Source organism: Sebaldella termitidis ATCC 33386, assembly GCF_000024405.1.
GTDB classification, from domain to species: domain Bacteria; phylum Fusobacteriota; class Fusobacteriia; order Fusobacteriales; family Leptotrichiaceae; genus Sebaldella; species Sebaldella termitidis.
In genome coordinates, this window is record NC_013517.1 from 1,063,060 (window position 1) to 1,086,301 (window position 23,242).

At 36.9% G+C, this 23,242-nt stretch carries 11 protein-coding genes; all 11 read left to right on the plus strand.

The window, feature by feature from the left end; all coding sequences use genetic code 11:
• Nucleotides 1-670 precede the first annotated feature (670 nt).
• The 11 genes from STERM_RS04875 (at nucleotide 671) to STERM_RS04915 (ending at nucleotide 23,225) form a co-directional block, all read left to right on the plus strand.
• On the plus strand, nucleotides 671-7,483 hold the full coding sequence (locus tag STERM_RS04875) for an autotransporter domain-containing protein (RefSeq protein ID WP_012860452.1): 6,813 nt from the start codon (nucleotides 671-673) through the stop codon (nucleotides 7,481-7,483).
• Nucleotides 7,484-8,043: 560 nt separating this feature from the next.
• A complete protein-coding gene (locus STERM_RS22055; RefSeq protein ID WP_169305389.1) occupies nucleotides 8,044-8,196 on the plus strand; it encodes a hypothetical protein in 153 nt (50 codons plus the stop codon).
• Between the two features lie 233 nt (nucleotides 8,197-8,429).
• Entirely contained in the window at nucleotides 8,430-19,487 is an 11,058-nt protein-coding gene (locus tag STERM_RS04880) for an autotransporter-associated N-terminal domain-containing protein (protein ID WP_012860453.1), read from the plus strand.
• Between the two features lie 68 nt (nucleotides 19,488-19,555).
• Complete coding sequence (locus STERM_RS04885) at nucleotides 19,556-19,930, plus strand: adhesion protein FadA (RefSeq protein ID WP_012860454.1); 375 nt, start codon at nucleotides 19,556-19,558, stop codon at nucleotides 19,928-19,930.
• Between the two features lie 31 nt (nucleotides 19,931-19,961).
• Nucleotides 19,962-20,204, plus strand: a complete 243-nt coding sequence (locus STERM_RS04890; RefSeq protein ID WP_012860455.1) for an FAD-I family protein — start codon at nucleotides 19,962-19,964, stop codon at nucleotides 20,202-20,204.
• A 12-nt stretch (nucleotides 20,205-20,216) separates the two neighbouring features.
• Entirely contained in the window at nucleotides 20,217-20,357 is a 141-nt protein-coding gene (locus tag STERM_RS22060; RefSeq protein ID WP_012860456.1) for a hypothetical protein, read from the plus strand.
• A gap of 16 nt (nucleotides 20,358-20,373) precedes the next feature.
• Nucleotides 20,374-20,598, plus strand: a complete 225-nt coding sequence (locus STERM_RS04895; RefSeq protein WP_012860457.1) for a hypothetical protein — start codon at nucleotides 20,374-20,376, stop codon at nucleotides 20,596-20,598.
• A gap of 17 nt (nucleotides 20,599-20,615) precedes the next feature.
• On the plus strand, nucleotides 20,616-20,813 hold the full coding sequence (locus STERM_RS04900; RefSeq protein ID WP_012860458.1) for a hypothetical protein: 198 nt from the start codon (nucleotides 20,616-20,618) through the stop codon (nucleotides 20,811-20,813).
• The gene (locus tag STERM_RS04905; protein ID WP_012860459.1) at nucleotides 20,810-21,349 is read left to right on the plus strand and encodes an OmpA family protein; all 540 of its coding nucleotides are present in this window, start codon (nucleotides 20,810-20,812) and stop codon (nucleotides 21,347-21,349) included. Before STERM_RS04900 ends, STERM_RS04905 begins: the two co-directional genes overlap by 4 nt.
• Nucleotides 21,350-21,630: 281 nt before the next feature.
• On the plus strand, nucleotides 21,631-22,371 hold the full coding sequence (locus STERM_RS04910) for a class I SAM-dependent methyltransferase (protein ID WP_012860460.1): 741 nt from the start codon (nucleotides 21,631-21,633) through the stop codon (nucleotides 22,369-22,371).
• Nucleotides 22,372-22,466: 95 nt separating this feature from the next.
• Nucleotides 22,467-23,225, plus strand: coding sequence for a DKNYY domain-containing protein (locus STERM_RS04915; RefSeq protein ID WP_012860461.1), 759 nt, complete (start codon nucleotides 22,467-22,469; stop codon nucleotides 23,223-23,225).
• Nucleotides 23,226-23,242 lie beyond the last annotated feature (17 nt).

The following is a 23,242-nucleotide window of genomic DNA, read 5'->3' on the forward strand; positions in this document are numbered from 1 at the left end:
ACATTTGTAGAGAGTATAAAAAAGATTTTTTCAATTAATTTATCGTAAAATAAATCTAATATTTTCAAAAATGAGACATATAACAAAAATTTTAAAATGTAATAAAATTAGACGGTTTATTCTATAAAAATATGTATATATCATAAAATCTTATATTAAAAAATAAAAATGAACATTAGATTATTTGTATATTATTGGTATAATTATAGTGAAATCTGATAATAGATACCTGCATATTTTAATTTTAAACATAAAATTTCTGTTAGTTAAATAAAATCAGATGTATAAATTTCATAGAAACTATTATTTTATCTACTGTGTATTGAAAAAATGTAAAGGAGTTTGTAAGGAGTATATTTAAATTGATTTATTTACAGAAATGTAAGGTTTGAATTAGAAAAAGAGAATTTTTTCTAACATTTTCGGCTATAAATGAAAATATTTAGAAAATCAGGATTTTGTCAGAATTTGGCAATTAGTAAAAATGCGGTATGTTTAATTTCTATATATAAATTGAGGAGGTGTAAATAAAAGCAAATTTTTCGTTATTTATCTCATTTAAGTCTATTATTCGGCAGAAATTTTTGTTATAGAATAAAAAATGAGAAGAAAAAATAACGAAAAAATATAATTTTATATTAACGTATTATAAGTGGATCAAGGAGGAAGAATGAGAAGAGATAAAAAATTATTATTATCATTTCTGGCGTTAAATACTGTACTATCCGGATATGCCGTGAGTGCGGGGAAAACTGTAGCATTAAACAGTGATAGATTATATAATAATATGATAAAAAATCTGGAACAGGGGAAAACAAACGAAGAAAATTACAAGCTTATAGAAAAAGTATTAAACCAGCGAAATAAAGAATTAAAAGATCTGTATTTACAGAGTGACTATATTGTAAAACCTGAATATCTGGAATGGCAGATTTTTGCCAGTGCATTTTATGAAGAACACGGAAAGGGTGTAGATAATACCAAAGAAAATGCAAAATATCGTTCACAGGTATCAGGATACTATGATGACAGCGGAAATTTTGTGACAACAAGCGGATCAATAAACGGAGTGGACGGAAAACCTTATCAGCCGCCACAGCAGCCTAAAAATATAAATTTAGGGGTCAGCATTCCTATGAAGGGAATGACCAGAGAGCCATTAAATCTAAACATAACACCGGCAAGCGAAATTAATATTAATCCTGCCGGATATAATTTTAACATACCTTCAGGAGCAACAATCCCGCAGATAAATGTAATAGAATTTCAGCCGATAGCACCTGATCTGACAGCACCCACACCTATTACGGTAAATCCGCTGAGCTTGTCATTCCCGGGAAGTGGTAACGGGGATAGTACATGGTTTGGATTAACTGCGAATAATGCACCTATAAAACAACAGTCAATGACAGGAATAAGCGGAACAGGAACTTTTGAGACATTGTTTACCGGTGCAAATAATATAAGACAGTATATAGACAATACTTTAATGCAGGGATATGCAGGTGGTCACACAGCTACTTCAGGAATTTCACATCCTGAAAATAATTATAAATTTAGCGGAACAGCTACATTTGGAAGTATGCTTCTGGTAGGTGGGGAATATATTCCGATAAATAACATGAATTTGACAGCTATGAAATTAGCCGGAGCTAATAATCTGGCAGTTTTCCACACAGATTCACACAATGATTTCGGGACTTCACTATGGGATTTGAATAATACAAATGTTACTATGAAAGGTGAAAAAACAATATTATATGATGTTCAATATCATGGGACTAACGGTGATTCCGGTATGGTATTTAATAATGGAACAATATTAGCAGATAATACTACATCTTATACTTCATTGTATGACGGAGCAGTATATAATTATAGTCCTGAAAAGAGATTTGTTTTTGTTTCCATTGCTGACGGCGGAGGTACTTCAAGATATCTTTATTTTAAAAATGAAGCTGGCGGAAAAATTTATCTAAATGGAAAAGAAGACGTTCTTTCTAACTTTGCAGCTGAAGATAATGCAAATTATGGAGGGTCATATTTTGAAAATAGAGGAACAATTGAACTGAACGGAATAAAGTCCATGGGGGCAGTATTTGCCAGAGAGTATACCAGATCTTGGGTTAGATTTGAAGAGGCTCTGAGCTTAAACGGTGATAAGAGTGTGGGAGTTGCATTTACATATAACTTTAATACTAATGCGACTAATGGTGCCGGAGCAGCACCAGTACTTAATGCAAACTATGAAACCTCACCGGTAAAAGATTCAGTATTTAATATAAAGATCGGAGAAAAATCAAATCCCAGCAATGCAGATTCAAATGACACTTCTATAGCAGGAAGTACTACAGCTCTGGTAGAAGAGGCAACAGCACTGTATTTTAATAACGGAAGCGGAACTAGAAAAGATTATAAAATAATGCATGCACAGCTTGATGCATTAGAAAATGCTAAAAGAGCAACATTGGTATCAATAGTAAGAGGAAAGGTAATATTAGACGGGACTGATACGGCAAACAGACTGAAAATAGACGGCGGGACTTCAAAAACAGGAATAAATAATATAGCAATATATGCAGGAGCTACCGGAACTCCAGGCTCTACACAGTCAGAAATAGAGAGCTATATTCCGTTAACTATAACAAATTCTGATTTATCAACAGCTATTTTTGGTGAAAAGAAGGCGGTAATAACAAATAACGGTGATATTACTATATCCGGCAGTAACGGAGTAAAAGGAATAATAATAGACAGCGGTGCTCAGGCAACAATAGGAGGAAATATAACACTTGCCAACGGAGGAGTGTATACGGATTCAGCGAATGTAAAAACCGGTTCAGTGGTGCTAGGTGTGATGAACGGATCTATGCTGACAAGTACCGGAATTATAACAGCTGATGTCCATGGTAAGGAATCAATAGCAGTTTATGCTGACAGCTCGGTAGTAACTATGACGAATGCAGGCTCAAGCATAAAAGCATTGGACGGAGCTTTTGCAATGACAGCTGTCAATGGCGGAAGCATCAAATATGACGGTAACTATATAGAAGCGGGACAAAAGTCACTGTTGTTTTATCTCGATAATACCGGGGAGATAAGAATAACATCACCAGCAACTGCAAAAGTAACCGGAGCTTCAAATGCCACAGACAGAGGAACAGCATTTTATTATAAATCTCCTACAGCATATGGAACATTTAATTCAAGTGATATTTCCTCATATTTTACAAATAGATATAATTCTACTTTAGGAAATCTGACATTAAATATGGATCCAGGTTCAAGATTGTTTATTGTGGACAATGTAGCGATGAACTTGTCAAGTACCAATGTATCAATGGGGTCTGTGCTAAATGCACCGATAATAAACGGAAGCTCATATAAAACATTTATGCTGTATCAGAGTGATTTGACAATAGATAAAGCAATAAATCTTGATTCAGCCACAGATGACTATAACAATCTGGAAATAGTAACTTCAAAAATAACAAACAACGGATTTAATATAACAGGGACTGCAGCGGGTCAGGCCGGAATGGCCCAGGAAAACGGGCTTGATATGACATCAACGCCATTAGCCAGATCAACTGTGACTTTAACAAATAACAACGGAGTAATTTCTCTCGGCGGAGCCAATTCAATAGGAATATACACAAGCAACGGGGAAATTTATAATAATGGTACAGGAAAAATAAACACAACAGGTGATAATTCAATCGCTATTTATGCAGTAAATGGTACTAAAGTGGATACAGCAGCAGGAACTGAAATAAATATAGGGAAAAATGGAGTAGGAATATTTGCAGAGGGCTATAAACAGGGGACAGCGCAGGTTTTTGGAAACGGCGAGCTTGATATAAAAAACAGCGGATTGATAAAATCAGGAACTGGAACTAATGCAATAGGGATTTACCTGAATAATAACTCAGGAGTGGCAATTGGTAATTCAAAACTTAATTTATCAAACGGAATTGTAGATATGAGTGCTTCTGAGGGTGGAGTAGGTGTTTATGTAGATAAAGGAACTGTAACTGATTCCGGCTCTACAATAACTGTAGGTAAAAACGGTGTAGCTCTTTATGCTAAAGACAGCAGTGTAACACTTGCAGGTTCTACAATTAATTTATTAGGTGATAATGCATTGGGACTTTATCTTGACGGCACAACAAGCTTTAACGGAACAGGGAACATAAATATAAGCGGACAGAATATAGTTTTATTTAATATGAATTCAAGCGGGTCAATCTCAAATAATTTTAATGTGGCAAATGTGGCTCCCGGCTCTACATATACTCTGGGAAATATCACAGGAGGAGCATTTGAATACACAGGAATCAGTAATCTGGCTACAAATGGGACACTTGTTTCGGGAACAAATTCTGCTATATATCTAAACGGATCTGTTATAACTTCAGCAGCAGGTGCAACAAATATAGCTGCCGCAGTTCTTAACGGGCAGTATACAGGAACAGTACCGGCTGGTATGACAGCAGGAACTGACGGAGAAAACAACGGAACGATTACTTTGGGAGATAGTTCAGTAGGATTATTCGGTAAAAACGGATCAAGAGTGAGCAATAAAGGGGTAATAACAGCAGGTAATGCATCAGCAGGCTTAATGACATCAGGAGCAGGTTCACTGGCAATGAACAGCGGAGCAATAAATCTGGGAGCAGGTTCACAGGGAATGGTTCTGAAAAACGGAACAACTATAGATAACTTAGGAACAGGAAATATATTAAGCAGCGGTGCAGGAACTGTAGGGATATTTGCTGATAATATTACAGGGAATATAAATAATGCCGGGGCAGTTGATCTTAGCGGTGATAAATCAATAGGAATATATTCGGCAGGATCAAATGCCGTAACTATAAATAATACAGGAACAGTAAAAGTAGGGAATTCATCAAATGTTTCCGACCCTTCAATAGGGATATACAGCGGAATAGCTGGAAATACAGTAACCAATTCGGGAACTGTAACTGCCGGTGATAATTCAATAGGGATATACAGCAATACAGGAACTGTTAACAGCAGCGGAATAATGAACATCGGAAATGCAGGTGTGGGAGTATACGGAACAAATGCAGTAATTAATCTAAATTCGGGAACAATAAATATAGGGACAAACGGAGCAGTAGGAGTATATGCTGAAAGCTCTGCGGTAACTAATTCATTAAGCTTTGATGCAGGAAGTCATAACTATGGTTTTATACTAACAGGCGGATCATTCACGAATAATGCGGGAACAAACAGCGTTATAGGTACAGATTCTGTATTTATGTACAGTCAGCAGGGAACAGCAGTAACAAATAACGGAAATCTTACAATGACAGGATCGGATAATGTCGGTTTCTATCTTGATAAGGATTCAAATTATGTCGGCGGAGCTGTAATTACTAATAACGGAACTATAACAGGAACAGCGGGGAATAATAATGTCGGAATCTATAATTACGGCGGAACAATTGATAACTACGGAACTGTAGCTGTAGGAGGTTCAGATATTGTAATTTCCAAAGGAGTGGTAGACAGTGATAAGAGTAAATATGCAGTGGGATTATACGGAGAAAATGCTGCAATCATAAATCATTCAGGAGCAACAGTAACAGCAGGTTACGGCGGATACGGAATAGTAGCCAAGGGCGGAACAGGAAGCAACTACGGTACGGTAACAACAAACGGAGATTATTCAGTAGGAATGTATACAGAAAATGGAACAGTAACCAATGAATCTGGCGGAGTAATTAATGTAACAGGCGACAATGCAATAGGTATGGGAGGAAAAGGAACAAACTCATTTATTACGAATCATGGTACTATAAATATAACAGGTAATGATGCAATAGGAATGTATGCTAATCCCGGAACAATAATAACAAATACAGGTACTATAAATATAACAGGAAACGGTCAGGCATTCGTATCTTCGGATCCTGATGATCCTGCTCATAGTGTAAACAGCGGAAGTGCCACAATAAATGGAGTATCAGATAATGTAATTCAGGGATTGGGAAATACTTATGCGATACCGACGCTGATAAATGCAGGAATAATCAAAACAACAGGAGTATTGGCACTGGACGGGATTCAGGTATTAATCAAGACTGATCTATCTACAAGACAGGCATCATCAGATCCTAATTATGATTTCGTAATATCGGGAACTTCAATAACAGCTGATGAAATACTGACAACAAAGCCTATAGTAATAATGCCCGGCTTTGCAGACGGAACAAATGCAGATGTTTATAAACTGGAAGGATTAATTAAGGCAAATTCAGGAAAATATGACTTCATAAGCGGATCGCTTCTGTGGGAAGCAACACCGAAAGTAACATCAACAGGCGCAGATATTTATATGTCAAGAAAAGCATTTACAGACTTTACAGACGGACTGTGGTTTGAAGACTTCGGGACAGCACTGGAAAATAATTATGCTGCTGCCACAGGAGATGGAGTAAAAATATACAATAAAACCGGCTATATAGCAGACGAAGAAAGCTTCAGACATATAATGGCGAGTCTTGCAGGAAATGTATATGCCAATATAAATCAGAGAGAGAATGATATAGCAAATGCATTTGAAAACTCATTACATTTGATGCAGAATTCAACAAATAACACAAAAGAAAATGTAAAAGTAAATATAATAGCAGGAAAAGGGAAAAACAAAGAAGAAACAGACGGGGTAACGAGTTATGATTATACAACAACAGGGGTACTGGCATTAAGAGAAGTGGAAAGAACTTACAGACATACATTCGGTTACTCACTTGGGTACTTACATACAGGCTTTGAATTCAATGACGGGAACGAGAGTGAAGAATGGGTAGATACAATCCAGCTTGGAGTGCATAATAAATATGATGCGAACAGCTGGCAGCTGAGAAATGATCTTACAGGAAGAGTAAGTTTCCATAATGTAGACAGAAATATAGACTGGCCATCACCGCTTGGAAGATCAGAAATGAACGGAACTTATGAGACATACAGCATAACAAGTGACAATATACTTGGAAAAGAATTCGGATTAGGAAAGAGAGCAAGTATAATGCCATATGGAGCATTCAGAGCAATGTATGTGACAAGACCGACATTTAATGAAAGCGGACTGGAAGCCCTTGAGGTGGAAGGGAATGATGCATGGAGTGCAAAGCCGAGAGCAGGAGTGGAACTAAAAGGCTCATTACCTTTAGGAAGCAAGACAGCATGGCAGTTAAAAGGAGCATTGGATGTAGCTTATGAATATGAGCTTGCGGATTTGAACGAAAGAGAAAAGGCAAGATTAATAGCCATAGAGGATGGTTATCATAAACTGTCAAAGCCACAGGATGAAGAGGGAATATTCAGAACAAGAGCTTCATTAGGAGTAGAGGTGGAAGACAGATACGGAATATTCCTGACAGGAGAATACTCAACAGGAAATAATAAGGAAAATGATTACAGAGCAGGAGTAGTATTCAAGGCAGTGTTTTAATTAAAGAATAATATAAAAAAACAGAATCTTTGTTATTGCTATTATAAAATCAGCAGTAATACACAGGTTCTGTTTTAAAATTACCGGGAATATTATATTCTGAAATTAAAAAAATAATCTTATTATTATGTATGATATTTTATATTGTTTTTAAAAAAAGATTATGATATAATTCTGTTAACAAAAAAAATGATAGTATTGTTATTATGGAATTCATTATTATCAGTATTAATAAACGAAAATTAACTATAGTGTATGCATTTTTTCTGTGATGAGAAGTCAGAAGATTATCAATGAAGAATCAAAAAATAAATTTATAAAATAGTTAATATATATAATAGTATTCGTATAAATTTAATAATACGAAAATTATTATTTGATTATTATATAGTAATGATACATATTTCTGAAAAAATGAAAAGCGGATCATTATCAGCGGTCATTTAGCTCGATGTCTGAAAAGAAAGAATTTTATATAATTGTTTTAGTCGCATTATTAAATGAATGCGACTGTTTTATTCCGTGAAGTAAAATTTTGGTTTTATTAAATTTTGAAGGAGGTGAAAATAAAGAATAAAAATAACAGAAAGAATTCTAAAATAATTAGTTTTTTACAGGGAAATATGATGAAAAAGATAACAGGTAAAGAGGAACCGGACAATAACAGGAATTTTAGTTTTAGAAAACAGCATGTAGACGGAATATTTGCTTGACAATAGACAGAAATTCAGTTATAAATAAATAAGTATTCTTAAATTTGAAACAAATTTTATGCTAAAAAATTTAAAATTAATCATTTTTTTAAATTTAACATAGGGTCAGTTTGAGGATTTTTTGGTGTATTTACCATGATTTGTACATTGATGTTAATTAAATTATATGTAATTAATTTTTATGGTAACAGACCGGAAAAAGTAATAAGAAAATGTGTACAGGAAGGTGAAAGATGAAAAATATACTTGGATATACTGAAAGGCAGCTAAAATCATGCCTAAAGAAAAATAAAAGGGTAAAATTTTCAAAAAGCCTGCCATTGATTTTTCTGATGACAGGTAATATTTTAAATGCAGGTGAAGAACCCGCTATGGGAAGAGTAGCTGAAAATCTACAAAAAAAGATAAAAAAACTGCGTGATGAAAATAAGAAAAATCTGAGATACAGCAGATTGGAACTGGAGCGTCTGGAAAAAGAGGGAGATCAGGTAATAAAATCTCCATGGGAAAGCTATATATTTTCAACATTATTTGGATATAAAGATATGGACAGTCAGAGCAAAGAATGGAAATACGGGGACAGGAAAGATACTATGCAGGATATGGACAGGGCAGTTTTGAGAAGTTTTCTCGGCCTGTCAAGTCTGCGCGGAGGAACCACTGGATGGATCACTGAAACTAATACAGGAGACGGAGAAGGAAATGCATGGACAGTGAATACATCGGTATATGATAATACGGCACAGTTTACAATAATCCCTACAATAAAAGTGCCTGAAGTAACAACTCCGCTGTCGCCGCAGGTTGATCTTCCAAGCATTAATGTACCTGTAGTTCCCGGAGCACCGGCAGTAACCTTAACACCTGTGAATGTGGGTACTATTTCCGTGAGTGTGGCAGCTCCGAGCATTACCGGGGCAATACCGGCAGTAACGCTGAATTCGCCGAATGATGTAAGTATAAGTACAATAGCACCTAACATAAATGTATCTGTGGATGAAGTAAGCGGTCCTGTAATAAGTACAGTAAATCAGCCGGTTATTTCATTTACACCGCCGAATTTAAGCGTAGCACCACAGGTGCCTCCGAAAATAAAAGTACCTACACCAACAGTGACGGCACCGGTTTCACCGCCGGCACCAAGCTTTGAGGCTTTTACAAGAGGAAGAGGAGACTGGCTGGGCGGTTTTTCGTTTATTCAGGGAAGAAATAATTTTGACAGAAAAATACTGGCATGGGAGCAGGGTTCGCCGGCACCGTCGCAAAGAGGAATAAACAGCCAGCCAATGTTCAATATAGGCGGGACAATAAGCGGGCACGGTAAAAATACTTCAAGTAAAATATATGCTACTACAAGCCCTCTGGGAGTAGTAAATAACCAATATACTGATATAAGGTTAAGCAATGCGGCAGCAGGAGGGAAACCTACGAACCAATACGGAGCAATTCCTTATCCTACAGTAGTGGTGAGTCCGGCGGCATTTCCGTCGAATTTAGCTGGAGAATGGGTTTCGGCAGTTGATAATGACACACTGCAGGGCTTTAGTACTTCAAGATATCAGCAGTCATGGATTTTTCAGGGTTCTCCCATAGTACAGGATATGGATATAATAGTAGGAGGATCTGCAACTTATTCTACGGCACTATTTGCACAGACTGGCTCAATTCAGATGAACAGAGTGGGACTGGAACTAAAAGGAAAAACAATAATAGGGCAGCTCAGCATAAGAGGTGCCTATAATGTAAAATTTACAGATGTAGATATAAATATAACAGGGGATTCAAACAGTCTTCTGACAACCCAGCTTTATCCCAATACACATGTATACTGGCAGTCTAGTGACGGGAGAAACTCAACTACATGGGGATCAAGTTATCTTGATAATGTTGCAAGTACTACAGCTATAGATTTTGGCGGAACAAAACTTGTAGCAGACAGAAGCAAAAATACTATAGTTTATGTAGCACCTGCCGAAATGCACAGATGGCTCGGATATTCCCAGATGGTACCGCTGCCTGGGACGACTTCGCCTACAGTTTATGATGTGAATGCTGCAAAGTATTATATGTATGCTCCTGTAATGGGAAATGTCAATGTAAAAAATACCGGCGGAGATGTAGAATATACAGGAAGTGGAAACGTAGGAATATGGGTAGCAGGTTATGTTCCAGACAGGACAAAATGGGCTACAGGACTGGCACCATCCCTTGATCTGGGGACTGTGAAGCTTCAGGGAGATAAAAACGTAGGTTTTTATCTTGCGTCGCATGATACAAGACCAGATGCAAACGGGATATTTCAGGGAAATATCAATGTGAATGTAAAACTGGGAACGGATATAGACGGTAAAGGCGGGACAACACAGACCGGAACTGGAAATATAAGCGGAAACAGCAATACAAAAAGTGAAGATAACGTAGCACTTTATGTATCATCAGGGCAGAGAGCCGGAATGAATAATACAGTAGGGACGGCGTATCAGGAATATTTTCCTGCTACACTGGATTTTAAAGTAGATAAAAGTGTTACTCCTAATCTTGTGGGAATAAATAACGGAACACAAATAGGATTTCAATATCTGACAGCTGATCCGATAAGAGATTTAAGCGTAACTAATTTTAATCTGGAATTTGGTAAATTTTCTGAAAGAGGAATAGGAATTATTTCTAAAAACGGAAGTGTGGTTAATGTAAATAAAGGAACTGCAATATCGGATAATGCCGGAACAGGTGCAGACAGAGCAACAGGAACAATTATGTTTTACAGTGAAGGTGTCTGGTTTAACCCGAGAAAAGTGCTTACAGGCGGAGTATACAATAAGGAAGCATACGGTAGAGGGGAAAGTCAGACAGGTCAGAAAAATATAGTAGATTTTAATTCTACAATAAATGTGAGTAACAATGTTTCCATGTCAAGCTATGAGGCAATAGCTTTCTTTGCTAAAAACGGAGGAAAGATAACAGGTAATGATGTAACTATGACAGGTCATAGTTCTATAGGAGCTTTTGCATACGGGGCTAATGACTTTGATTCGTCAAAAACTGTACTGGCTAACAATACAGGAGCGGGAAGTCAGGCTTCTACGACAATTACTCTGGGAAATGTAACTGCAACAGGACTTGGTTCAGCAGCTAATAAAAATGACGGAAGCAACAGTAATGTCGGAGTAGCAGCCTTAAGCATATCAAATGACGAGCTAACTAAAGGAACAGGAAATACAGCAGTAACTGTTACAGGAAATCTGAATGTAAACGGTGTCGGAGCTTTTGCTAAAGGTGACAAAGCCGTAATAAAAATTCTGGGAACAAACAGTACCGTAAATACAGGTGAAAATGGAGGGCTTGTTGCTCAGAAGGGCGGTAAGGTAGAATTCGGCGGCGGAACTATTACTCATAAAATTGCTGATAAAGTAGCTTTTTATTCTGATGCAAAAGCCGGGGCAACAGTATCTACCATAGACTTCAAAGGCGGAACAACATTTGAAATGTATAAGGGGATAGCTTTTTACGGATCGAAAAGTGATTTTGACGGAACTACGGGACGATATCTCGGAATGAATAATGTAACTGTAAATCTGAGAGACAATGGTATTAATCTGGGGTATTTTCAGTACAGCTCAAGCGAGAGCGATGCAGACAGAACAATTAACTGGACTGGGACTAATATTTCCACATATCTGAACAGTCTAAAAAGCAGAGTAGGAAATGCTACCATAAATGATAACGGCTTCTGGTTCAAATCTTCTTTAGACGGGGCAATTGTTAATGTAAACGGAGATGTAAATCTGGATTATGCGTCTGATGATTCAGGCGGAACACCGGATAAATTCAATGATATAACAATAGAAAGATCAAAGGTAATTGTGAATCCGGGTATAACTGTCGAGTCAATCGATAAAGGGAACGGACTGAAAATGGCTTCCAATACAAGTGCAGCTAATAATACGGAAACTGGTTATACAATAAAAGGGACAGTAAATATAAAGGATCCTACAGTAACTGGGCCGGGAGCTAAAGAAAATGTCGGTATTTATACCAGCTTCGGTCATATAAATAATACAAATACAGGATTAATAAAAGTAGATAAAGGTGTGGGAGCATACGGGGTAAACGGCAGTCAGATAATAAACGACGGAGTAATAGAAATTTCTGCTAAGACAAACAATACTCTGGGCGGAATAGGACTGGTCGGTGTTACAAGAAAGGTAAAAGCTGACGGTACTGTGGATACCGCAGAGAATTACGGTACTGACAATACTTCAAATCCGTCTATGGCGTCTCTGCCATTGGTAGATATTATAAATAGAGGTACATTAAATATATATTCGGCAGGAACAACCCCTGCTTCAAATGCTACTGGAATATTCGCGGAAAATAATACAGGCGGTGCAAGAAGCAGAGTAAAAATACACAATGAAAGCGAAGCGATAATTCTCGGGAATGAAAGTGTGGGAATTAAAGTAAAAGCAGCAAGCGGAATTACCGAGGGCGGAACTCTTACACTAAAGCATAAAACGGGTGTGAGCGGACCGGATATAAAAGTAGGTGAAACTTCATTTGTAATATCGGCAGAATACTCTGATGTGAAATTTGACGGAAATTATACTGTGGAAATGGGAAGAGAAAGTGTAGCGCTGAATCTTACGGGAAATAGTACTGTAAGTACTGCAAGTGCAGCTGATGTACTGACTGTTAATTATGATTATAATGATCCGGGGATAACAACGGCTCCGAAATACGGAACAGGAATTTATTATACGGGAAAAATCGGAGAAATAGTAACGAATAATCTGAACCTTGCATTACAGCCGGCAGGGCTCATATCAGATGATAATAACGCACTTGTAGGTATTTATGCGGCAGGAGCCGAGACAAATACTTCCAATATAACAAAACTCTATAATAACGGAAATATTTCCGTAGGTAATTATGATTATGGAATTTATGGAAAAAATATTTATACAATAAATACAGGAAATATCGAGGTAAAAGATAACGGTATAGGTATTTTATCAGATGAGGGCCGTGTAGAAACAGCGGATAATAAAATAAAAGTAACGGGTGACAAGGGAATAGGTATTTATGCAGGAGCTGTCAGCGGAACATATAACAGAGATGTGCTGATAAATCCGGGAATGAGCGGCAAGCTTGAAATAACAGGTGAAGAAGGTATAGGTGTATACCTTGAAGGAAAAGCAAGACTGGATAATAAAGGAACAATAGAAATGGCAGATTCTAATACACCGGGAGCTTTACCAGGAGAAATACTCAGAAAAACCGGGGTTTATCTGAAAAATTCCGATACTGCCAATGAATCAACAGGAATAATCAAAGTAAATAAAAACAATATAGGAGTATATTCACTGAATTCCAGATTTGAAAACAAAGGAGCTGGTCTGGTGTCGGTAGAAGATACTACAGCAGCACAAAATATAGGAATATATGCTGTAACTTCAAATGATGCCGCAGCAGATAATTTTCTTATTTCAAACAGCGGAACCATTGAAGTAAAGGGTTTGAAAAATATAGGGATCTATTCTGAAATAAAAGACACGGCAAGTGCTGGAGATACTGGACATATAAATCTGTCTTCGGGAAGAATAAATGTAACAGCTTCAGATCCTCTGACAGATTCAAATATTCCATTGGGAGTATATGCAAAGGGGCAGAATATAAATGTGTCATCAGTTTCATCTATTACAAAAGTCAGTGAAAATGGGATAGGTATTTATATTGACGGTATTTCGACACTGGGAAATTCCGTTAATGCATTTAACGGCGGATTTACACTAAAATCAGCAGCATTATCTACGCCGGCAATAGGGGCATATCTGAAAAACGGAGCTCAGGCACTGGCTGGAAATATTAATGTGATTAGTACAGGAACTGCAAATGACAGTTCAGGAAATCCTTTAAGACCAATAGGAATATTTTATGCGGAGAATACAGGAGCTCTTACTAACGGTGTAAATATTACCCTGACAAATGACGGTATAAATCTAAATCAGGAAACGATCGGGCTGTATGCAGAAAAAAATAACAGCCTTACAAATACGGGGAACATAACAATAAATGCAAATTCAAAAGGTATAGGCGGGTATTTTAAAGATACCAACCTTATAAACAGCGGAGCTGTAACTGTAAATGCAGATGGTGCATACGGGCTTTATGTAAAATCAGACGGAGCAGCAGTAACAAATTCTTCTAATTCAGGATTAATAAATGTTAATAATAAAGAAGCAGTGGGAATTATTCTTGATGATAAAGCCAAGCTGACTAATACAGCTGTAATAAATTCCACAGCTGGAGGAAATGCAGCACAAAATGGCTCTATGGGTGTATATGTGACAAATCAGGGAAATTTTGTAAATGATGTATCCGGGAATATATATGCTACAGCAGCAGCTGCAGGAACTAATCCGGGAAGTGTAGGAATTTATATAAAAAATGGTCTGGCAGATAATAAAGGAACAATAACATCTGATTATGTGGGGCTGTATGCAGAAAAAGACAGCAGTCTGGCATCTTCTTCAACTATCGCTGATCATACAGGAACTATAACTATAAATAACGGAATAGGAATATATGCTAAGGATACAGGAACACAGATAAATCTGAATGCAGGCGGAGCAATAAACGGTACTGTAAATGGTTTATCCGGAGTAATGGCTTATGATAAAGCATCTGTAAAATTAGCAGGAACAAATATATCACTTACAGGTGACCAGTCAAATGCAATAATATTGGGGAATAGTACTTTAAACACCGATAAGTCGGTTCTGGATCTGAATTCTGGGAATATAACTGTAGGTAAAGAAGGAACTGCAATATATTCTAAGAATGGAATTATTAATATAGCCGGCGGGTATACAGGATTAATTACATTGGGGGAAAAAGGAACAGGAGTATATGCCGATAAAGATACAGCAGTAAGTGCTGGGACTCTGGAAACAGTATATTCACACGGTACAAACAAAGGTGTGGGAATATTCTATGACGGAGGAATTCAGGAAAATAAAGTAACAATAAAACAGCATGCCGGGAATAATAATCTGATAAATATTTACGCGCAGGATATAGCACTTGTAAATAATGCAGATCAGGAAGTATCACAAAACGGAATAGGTATTTTTGTAAAAGGACCTGGATTAGCAACAAGCGTAGAAAATAAAAAGACGCTGTCACTAACAGGAACTAATTCTGTGGGAATAGTAACAGAGGCAGGCTCAGCTGTAACAGGTATAGGCAAAATAGCCGGGATAAACGGAAAACATGATAAGATAGGCGTATATGTAAAAGGCGGGGATATATCGGGAACAGCCGGTTATGAATTTGATATAGACGGCGGAATAGGAATATACCTGAACAATGCAGTAAGCTATACAGGGACAATGGAGCTGAAAGGCGGAGTGTATGATGACAGTCTGAATAAATACAGGGCAATAGGAATTCTTGCAGCACCGTCATTTGGTACTGGAACACTTTCTGCAGGTATAGATATGACAGGTTCTGGAGGAATAGGGATTTATCAGGAAAATGGAACTGATATCACATATACCGGTAAACTGGACATAAAAGGAACAAGTACAGCTGCTGATCAGGGAATAGGGGTTTATACAAAGGCAGGAAGCCAGTTTAATCTTGCTTCAGGCGGAGATATCAAAATAGGCGGTACAAACAATATTGGATTCTATGTGGAGTCTGGAGGAATCCTTAATGTAACAGGAGGAACCGTAACTAATACCGAAGACGGTATATTTGCTTATCTGGAAGGCGGAAGCATGACTTTTACCGGCGGAGGAACTAATATTAATTATGCCAATGTAATAGTAGCTTCAGGAGGAAGTCTTGTAAACCAGACAACTATAGCAACAGGAAAAACAGGACTTCAGGCAACAGGTGAAAGCCCACTGCTGGTACCGTCGACAATATTAAACGATACAGGCGGTATTATAAATTCATCTACACTAAATGCAGTGGCAATGACAGGACTGGACAAAGCTTATATTGAAAATAAAGGGAAAATAAATTTGAACGGTGACGGGTCTATCGGTATGTATGTAAGAGATGCCGACGGATTAACAACAGGTGAGGTTAATGTAGGCGAAAAATCTGTAGCTTATTATGCCGACGGAATAAATGGTAAAATGATAATTAACGGAACAAGCAATATAGGTAAAAACTCGACGCTGCTTGCAGTAGCAGACGGAGCGAGAATTGATTATCAGAGCGGAGCAATAAATCTCGGAGATGAAAGATACGGAGCCCTTATAGACGGAGCGGCAAGTATAATTGATTTTGGCGGGAATAACATAACAACAGGCAATAAGTCAGTAGCAATAATGCTGCAAAACGGCGGACAGCTGAATACTACACTGCATGATATAACAGTAGGCAGTGAAGCTGTAGGAATATATCTTGCAGATTTTACGAATGTAATATCGCCGTTATCAAGAACTATAAACCTTGGAACAGGTTCAACAGGTATATACGGGGAAAACGGAGGAAATATCCAGCTTGACGGAAGTATACTTTCAGCGGCATATGGAGCCAAAGGAATAGCATCTAAAAATTCTGCAGTAACATGGATAGAAAATTCCGGGATGATAAATCTGTCAGGTGCAGCAAGTGTGGGGATGTACGGCGAAGGAATAGCACAAATAAGAAACAGCAGTGGAAAAACAATAAAAATCGGAGACGGGGATACTATAAACAGTAAATCTGGTGTAGGAATCTTTGGACTTAATTCAGACAGCATTGTAAATGAAGGAATAATAGAATTTGGGAATGAAGCTGCGGGAATCTACGGTGAAAATATTACATCAGGTATAGAAAACAGAGCAGGAAGCCTGCTTACAAATAACGGCGGCCAGAAAGGAACAGGAATATTCGCCAAAGGCTCGATGGTGGAAAATCGTGGAAATATAGCTATGGGAGATGCATCAAATGGTATTTATTCTGATAACGGCTTAGTAAATAACTACAGCAATATAACTGTAGGGAATGATAAGTCGGCGGGAATATTTACTTCGGGAACAGCAGCTATAAATCATATTTCCGGAACAGTAAGTGCGGGATCAGATTCTGTAATTCTTGCTTCGGAAAGCGGGAATATAATAAATAACAGTACACTTATATCCACTGGTGAAGGAACTACATATATTTACAGTAAAGCCGGGAACGGGGAAACAAATACGGCTCTGACATTAACAGACTACAGTGTGGGAATGTACGGGCAGTCAGGAACAATGACAAATAAAAGTGTAATAACTGTGGGAAAATCAGATGTAGCAGCTGGGAAATTCTCTGTGGGAATGGCAACTGAAACAGGAAATATAATAAATTCATCAGGTGCTTTGATAACTGTGGGAAATGAAGCCGGAGTCGGTATGTTTGCCAGCGGTATAGAAGTAAAGCATTCTGACGGGACAGTGACTTTCGGTCCTTCAGGAAGAGCTGAAAACTATGGCACTATAGATGTAACAGGGCTAAAAGCTTACGGGATGCTCGGTACAAACGGTGCAACCGTATATAATGATTCAAACGGAATTATAAATGTGGACGGGACAGGTGCAAAAGGTCTCGTTGGAACAAATGAAGCACATTTGATAAATAATGGTACTGTAAATGTAAACGGACAGGATGCTCAGGGAGTATATATAGAAAAAGGCGCCACACTTACGAATACAGGACAGATTAATGTAAGCGGAGCCGGAAGAATCGGAGTATTTGTAGGAATGGGAAGCTCTTTTGTAAATACTGCGGGAATAACAATAAGCTCTGGAGGGACTGTAGTACTTGACGGAGGCGGAACACTCGCTAACATAGGAGATATAGTCATAGACGGACCTAATGCAACTGTAAACGGAATTACAATAAATAATACCGGAAAAATAGAGGTAACAGGAACAATTAATTTTACTGACAATATTCTTCTGGAAACAACACCGGGAAAAACAGGAACGATAAATGTAGGCGGAATATCCGGAACAGGACATATTATACTTAGTCCGGGAGCAACACTTGGAAATAATTATGATATGTATCATGTACAGCTTCTCGGAGGACTGCATAATCCGACTACAGAAACAATAAGGCTGACATCTCAATCGGTATCCTTCCTTGCGGAAAAATATTTTGACAAGGATCTGAACAGCTATGTACTGACACTTACAAGAATACCGTATGCACAGATGCTTAAAAATACAGAGGCGGTAGAATTCGGAAAAGGACTGGACGAGCTTTATACAAAAGGGCCTTCAGGCAGTGAAATGGATATGTTTGATGCATTGAAATCAGTATCTGATAAGGATGAACTGGCTGAAACATTTGATATGCAGCTGAGAGGTAATGTATATGCGAATATCCAGCAGAGAATGATGGATGTAAGCGGAGTTCTTGATACAGCATACAAGCAGCTGAAAAGCGAAGAAAATACAACTAAGGATATTACTAAGGTATCAGCGATTTATTCGGGAGGAAATATTACAGATAAGAATCCGGGAGTGGAGGAATATGATTATCAGTCACTGGGAATCATGTATCTGAAGGAAAAAGAAACATTGAAATATGGTACAAACTTTAATTATTCACTTGGAATACTGCAAAGTAAGTTTGATTTTGATCAGGGATCAAAAGAAGACATAACAAGTCTGAAAGCGGGAATAGGATATGAACAGTATCTGAAGCAGGGCAGCAGATTCAAATATATGACAAGAGGAGAGCTTGGGGTAAATTACCATGATATGGAAAGAAAGATTTACTTAAGCAACGGAACATACAAGAATAACGGAGATTACTTCTCTGGAACAGCAGAATGGAAAAACAGACTGAACTATGAACTTCCAATAATATCAAAGAATTTTAAGATGGATATATTTGGAAGTCTGAATACAGGATACGGGAAATTCCAAGGCTTCAAGGAAGACGGAGACGGAATGTATCTTGATGTAAAATCAGAGGATTACTTCTCATTAAGACCAGGAGCAGGGGTAGAGGGAGAATGGTCATATACAACGGTAAAAGGAAGTAAGTTTATGCTTACGGCAGGAGCAGCTTATGAATATGAGACACAGGATATCTATGGAGACGGAAATGAGGTAAAAATAGCCAATACAGATGCAGGGTACTACAGACTGGAAGAACCTGAAAAAATAGATAATATATTTAAGGCAAATGTCGGAGTAGGCTATGAAACATCAGGAGGATTTAAAACAGGAGTAAGAGTAGAGAGAGAAGAAGGAAGTGTAAAGGGTACAAAATATCAGTTAGACTTTTCATGGAAATTCTAAAGGGTAACAGACAGAAGAAATGAAGGCTTTCTTCATTTCTTCTGTTATAAAAATGAACAGGAGGAGAAATGAAAAGAATATTATTATGTTTGCTTTTAGGAACAATATGTTTTGGATATACCAGAATGTCAACACTTACCGAGGAAGCCGGGAAGATAAACAGCGCAGAGACAGCAAGGCAGGAAAGACTTCAGCGTAGAAAAGAAAAATTAGAGAATGATCTGGAAAAATTATATAAAAATTATGACAGCAGAGCAGAAATAACAGAAAAACTGAGAGTGGATTCGGAAGTAAGATGGTACAGGGATGAATACAGGGAGATACTGAAAAAATATGACGATGTCCAGAATAATTTAAATGAAGAGATAAGTAAAAAGGAAAAAGAACTGGCACTGGTAAATATAGGACTAGGCATTCAGGAAGAACCAGTTTTGGAAGATTAAGCAGTTTGTCAGAAGAAAACAGGAGGAAATTATGAAAAAAATGATATTACCCTTATTGATGTGTTTATTTGTAAGTCACGGACTTTTGGCAGCACCAAAACTGAAAAGCGGGAAAAAAACAGAAAGTCAGAAAATGCAGGCTGAAATAGACAGAATAGAAAAAAGAGTAAATGAGATTAATAATAATATAGAGGCTTATAAAGAAAATGAAAAAAAACTGGATGAGCTGGAAGTAAAATATGAGGAAACAGTAACAGATTTGAGACTGAAATAAAAGGAGACTGTGATGAAGAAATATTTGGTGTTAGTAGCGGTATTATTTCTGTTGGGATGTACCTCTGGTGAGACAAAAAGAACAATAGAGGATACGAAAGAAAGAGTAGACAGAACAGAAGAGTATTTATGGGAAAATCAGGTAAAAGAATAAGCTGGAGGAGGTAAAAATGAGAAAAATGATTCTGACAGGATTGTTTCTGTTTATTATAGCTCCTTTAGCAGCAGAGGAAATAATAATAGAAGAGGCAGAAACAGACGTAAAACTGGAAAAGGCAGAAGCAGAGCTGGATTATATGAAAGAAAAAGTAGATTTTTATAAAAGAGTGGTAAGAAGTGTGCAAAGGGAAGAAGAAGAATTAAAGGCACTGAAAAGAATAAGGGTTAGAAAATAAAAGACTAAGGAGAAAATATGAAAAAGAAGCTGCTGTTACTAATGAGTTTTTTACTGGTATCATGTACAACAAATAAAGCTTTGGTGGAATATAACAGAGTTAGAATGGATAAGAATGAAGAATATCTGAGAAATGTAGAAAATAAAACAGTACCAAAGGGAGAAGTAAAGGGAACGACAAGAAGAGAGCCTCTGGAAAAGGAGGCGGACAGATGAAAAAAAAGATAATATTGTTATTATTTGTGCTGGCAGTATTTAGCACAGCAAGGCCGTTTACGACAAAGCAGATGCGAAATGATACAATAAGAATAAATGCCCTGGAAGTAGAGTTTGTGGAGGAGAAGGCTGCGGTACAGGAAGTGAAACAGAATGGAAGCGGAGAAGTAAAGAAGATAATACGTCTGAATGAAAATAAGCTTTATTTTGATTTTGATGACAGCAGAATAAAGCCGGAATATTACGGATTATTGAGAGAAATGGTAGAAGAGATAAAAGCAATGGATTCAGATGTAATAATAAGAGGATATACAGATTCAAAGGGAACAGACGAATATAACAACAGACTGTCCCAGAGAAGAGCAGAGTCAGTCAGGGATAAGCTTATAGAGTTTGGTTTGGAGTCGGGCAGAGTTCTGAAAACAGAGGGAATGGGTGAACGAAATCCAATTGCACCGAATACAAACAAGGATGGAAGTGACAATCCGGCAGGACGTGCTTTGAACAGAAGAATTGAATTGGAACTTGTAAAATAGAGACTAATAAAAATTAACATAAAAAAAATCTGTGAATAAAAATCGACTGTTGTTTTAGAGATTTATTTTCAGATTTTTTGTAATTTAAAAAATTATATATGAAATCTGTATTTCAAAAGATATTGATTAAAAAGAAATTTTTATGAAAATATGTTAGAATAAAAAAGTACATGATTTATATGAAGTGTCTGAATAATTAGGAAAAAGGTATTTCGGTAAATAATTATATCAGTATTGTGGACGAAAATAAACTCAGATTTTATAGAGAGGTGAGGATAAAATTGAAAGAAAATAAATATGATGATGAAAAATTTTTTAATCAGTATAAAAAAATGGCAAGATCAACAGGCGGATTGGAAGCTGCGGGAGAATGGCACGAGTTCAGAAAAATGATGCCTGATTTTCAGGGGAAACGTGTGCTGGATCTGGGCTGCGGTTTTGGATGGCATTGCAGATATGCAGCAGATAACGGGGCAAAAGCAGTAACCGGGATAGACATATCAGAGAAAATGCTGGAAAAAGCAAAAGAAATGACAGAGTCGCCTGTAATTGAATATATTTTAATGCCTGTAGAGGAAGTTGACTATCCGTCTGAAAGCTTTGATGCAGTTCTAAGTTCACTGACTTTTCATTATATAGATTCCTTCAGGAATATGTGTAAAAAAATATATAATTTTCTAACTGACGGAGGATATTTTGTATTTTCTGTGGAGCATCCTGTATTTACTGCATATGGAACACAGGACTGGTATTACGGGAAAAACGGGGAGCGTCTTCACTGGCCGGTGGACAGATATTTTTCTGAAGGACTTAGAAAAGCAAATTTTCTCGGAGAGGAAGTAATGAAATATCATAAGACGCTTACCACTTATATAAATGATCTTATATGGGCAGGCTTTGAAATAACGGGATTTATGGAGCCGAAGCCTGAAGAGTCTATGCTAAGAGACATTCCGGAAATGCAGGATGAATTAAGACGTCCGATGATGCTTCTTATTTCGGCTAAAAAAAGGAAGAGATAAAATAACGGGAAAAGGGCTGTATTGTAAAAAAACTTTACTGATACAGTTTTTTTCTTAATTTTTATAATTTTTTACAAAAAAGGAGATACAAAAAAATGAAGAAAGTAATATTATTTTTTGGAGTAATAGTAATAGTATTAGTCTTAGGAATAAGTATTGTAAAAATTATTGAAGAGGGTGATTATGATTACTGGTCACATTATTTTGATAAAGATTATCTTGCGTTTAAAGGAATGAAAAATTCTGATGCGAAATATCTGTTAAGAGCAATAGAATTAGGTGAAAAAAGTACATGGGCATATTGTACGCTGGCATCTGTTTATGTAGAAGACAAGAACGATGACTTGGCTGAAAAGTATTATAAAAAAGCAATAAATAAACTGGATACAGAAAGTATAAAAATACTGGACAGCAGATATATTAAGGATAAAAATAATGTGTACCTTGAGTGCAGTGAAATTAAAGAGAGGGATGCGGAAAGTTTTGAAGTATTATCATATTTTTATACGAAAGATAAAATCAGAGTTTTTTATGTAGATGAAGAATTAAAAGGTGCAGATACTGAAACATTTACCATCTTAAACAGTGACTATGCAAAAGATAAAAATAATGTATATTATAATAATAAAAAAATAAATAAAGCAGATCAGAAAACATTTGAAGCTTATGAAAATTACGGAAAAGACAGAAACAATGTATATTATAGGGAAATATTGATGAAAGATGCTGATTCAGAGACATTTACAGAAAATAAAGTATGGCAGAGGACAGAGGACGGGATCGAATACATGGCAGAAGACAGAAATAATTACTATGCAGGAGAAGAAATAGTAAAAGAAAAAGACCGGAATTAACATATTGAATGAAATAA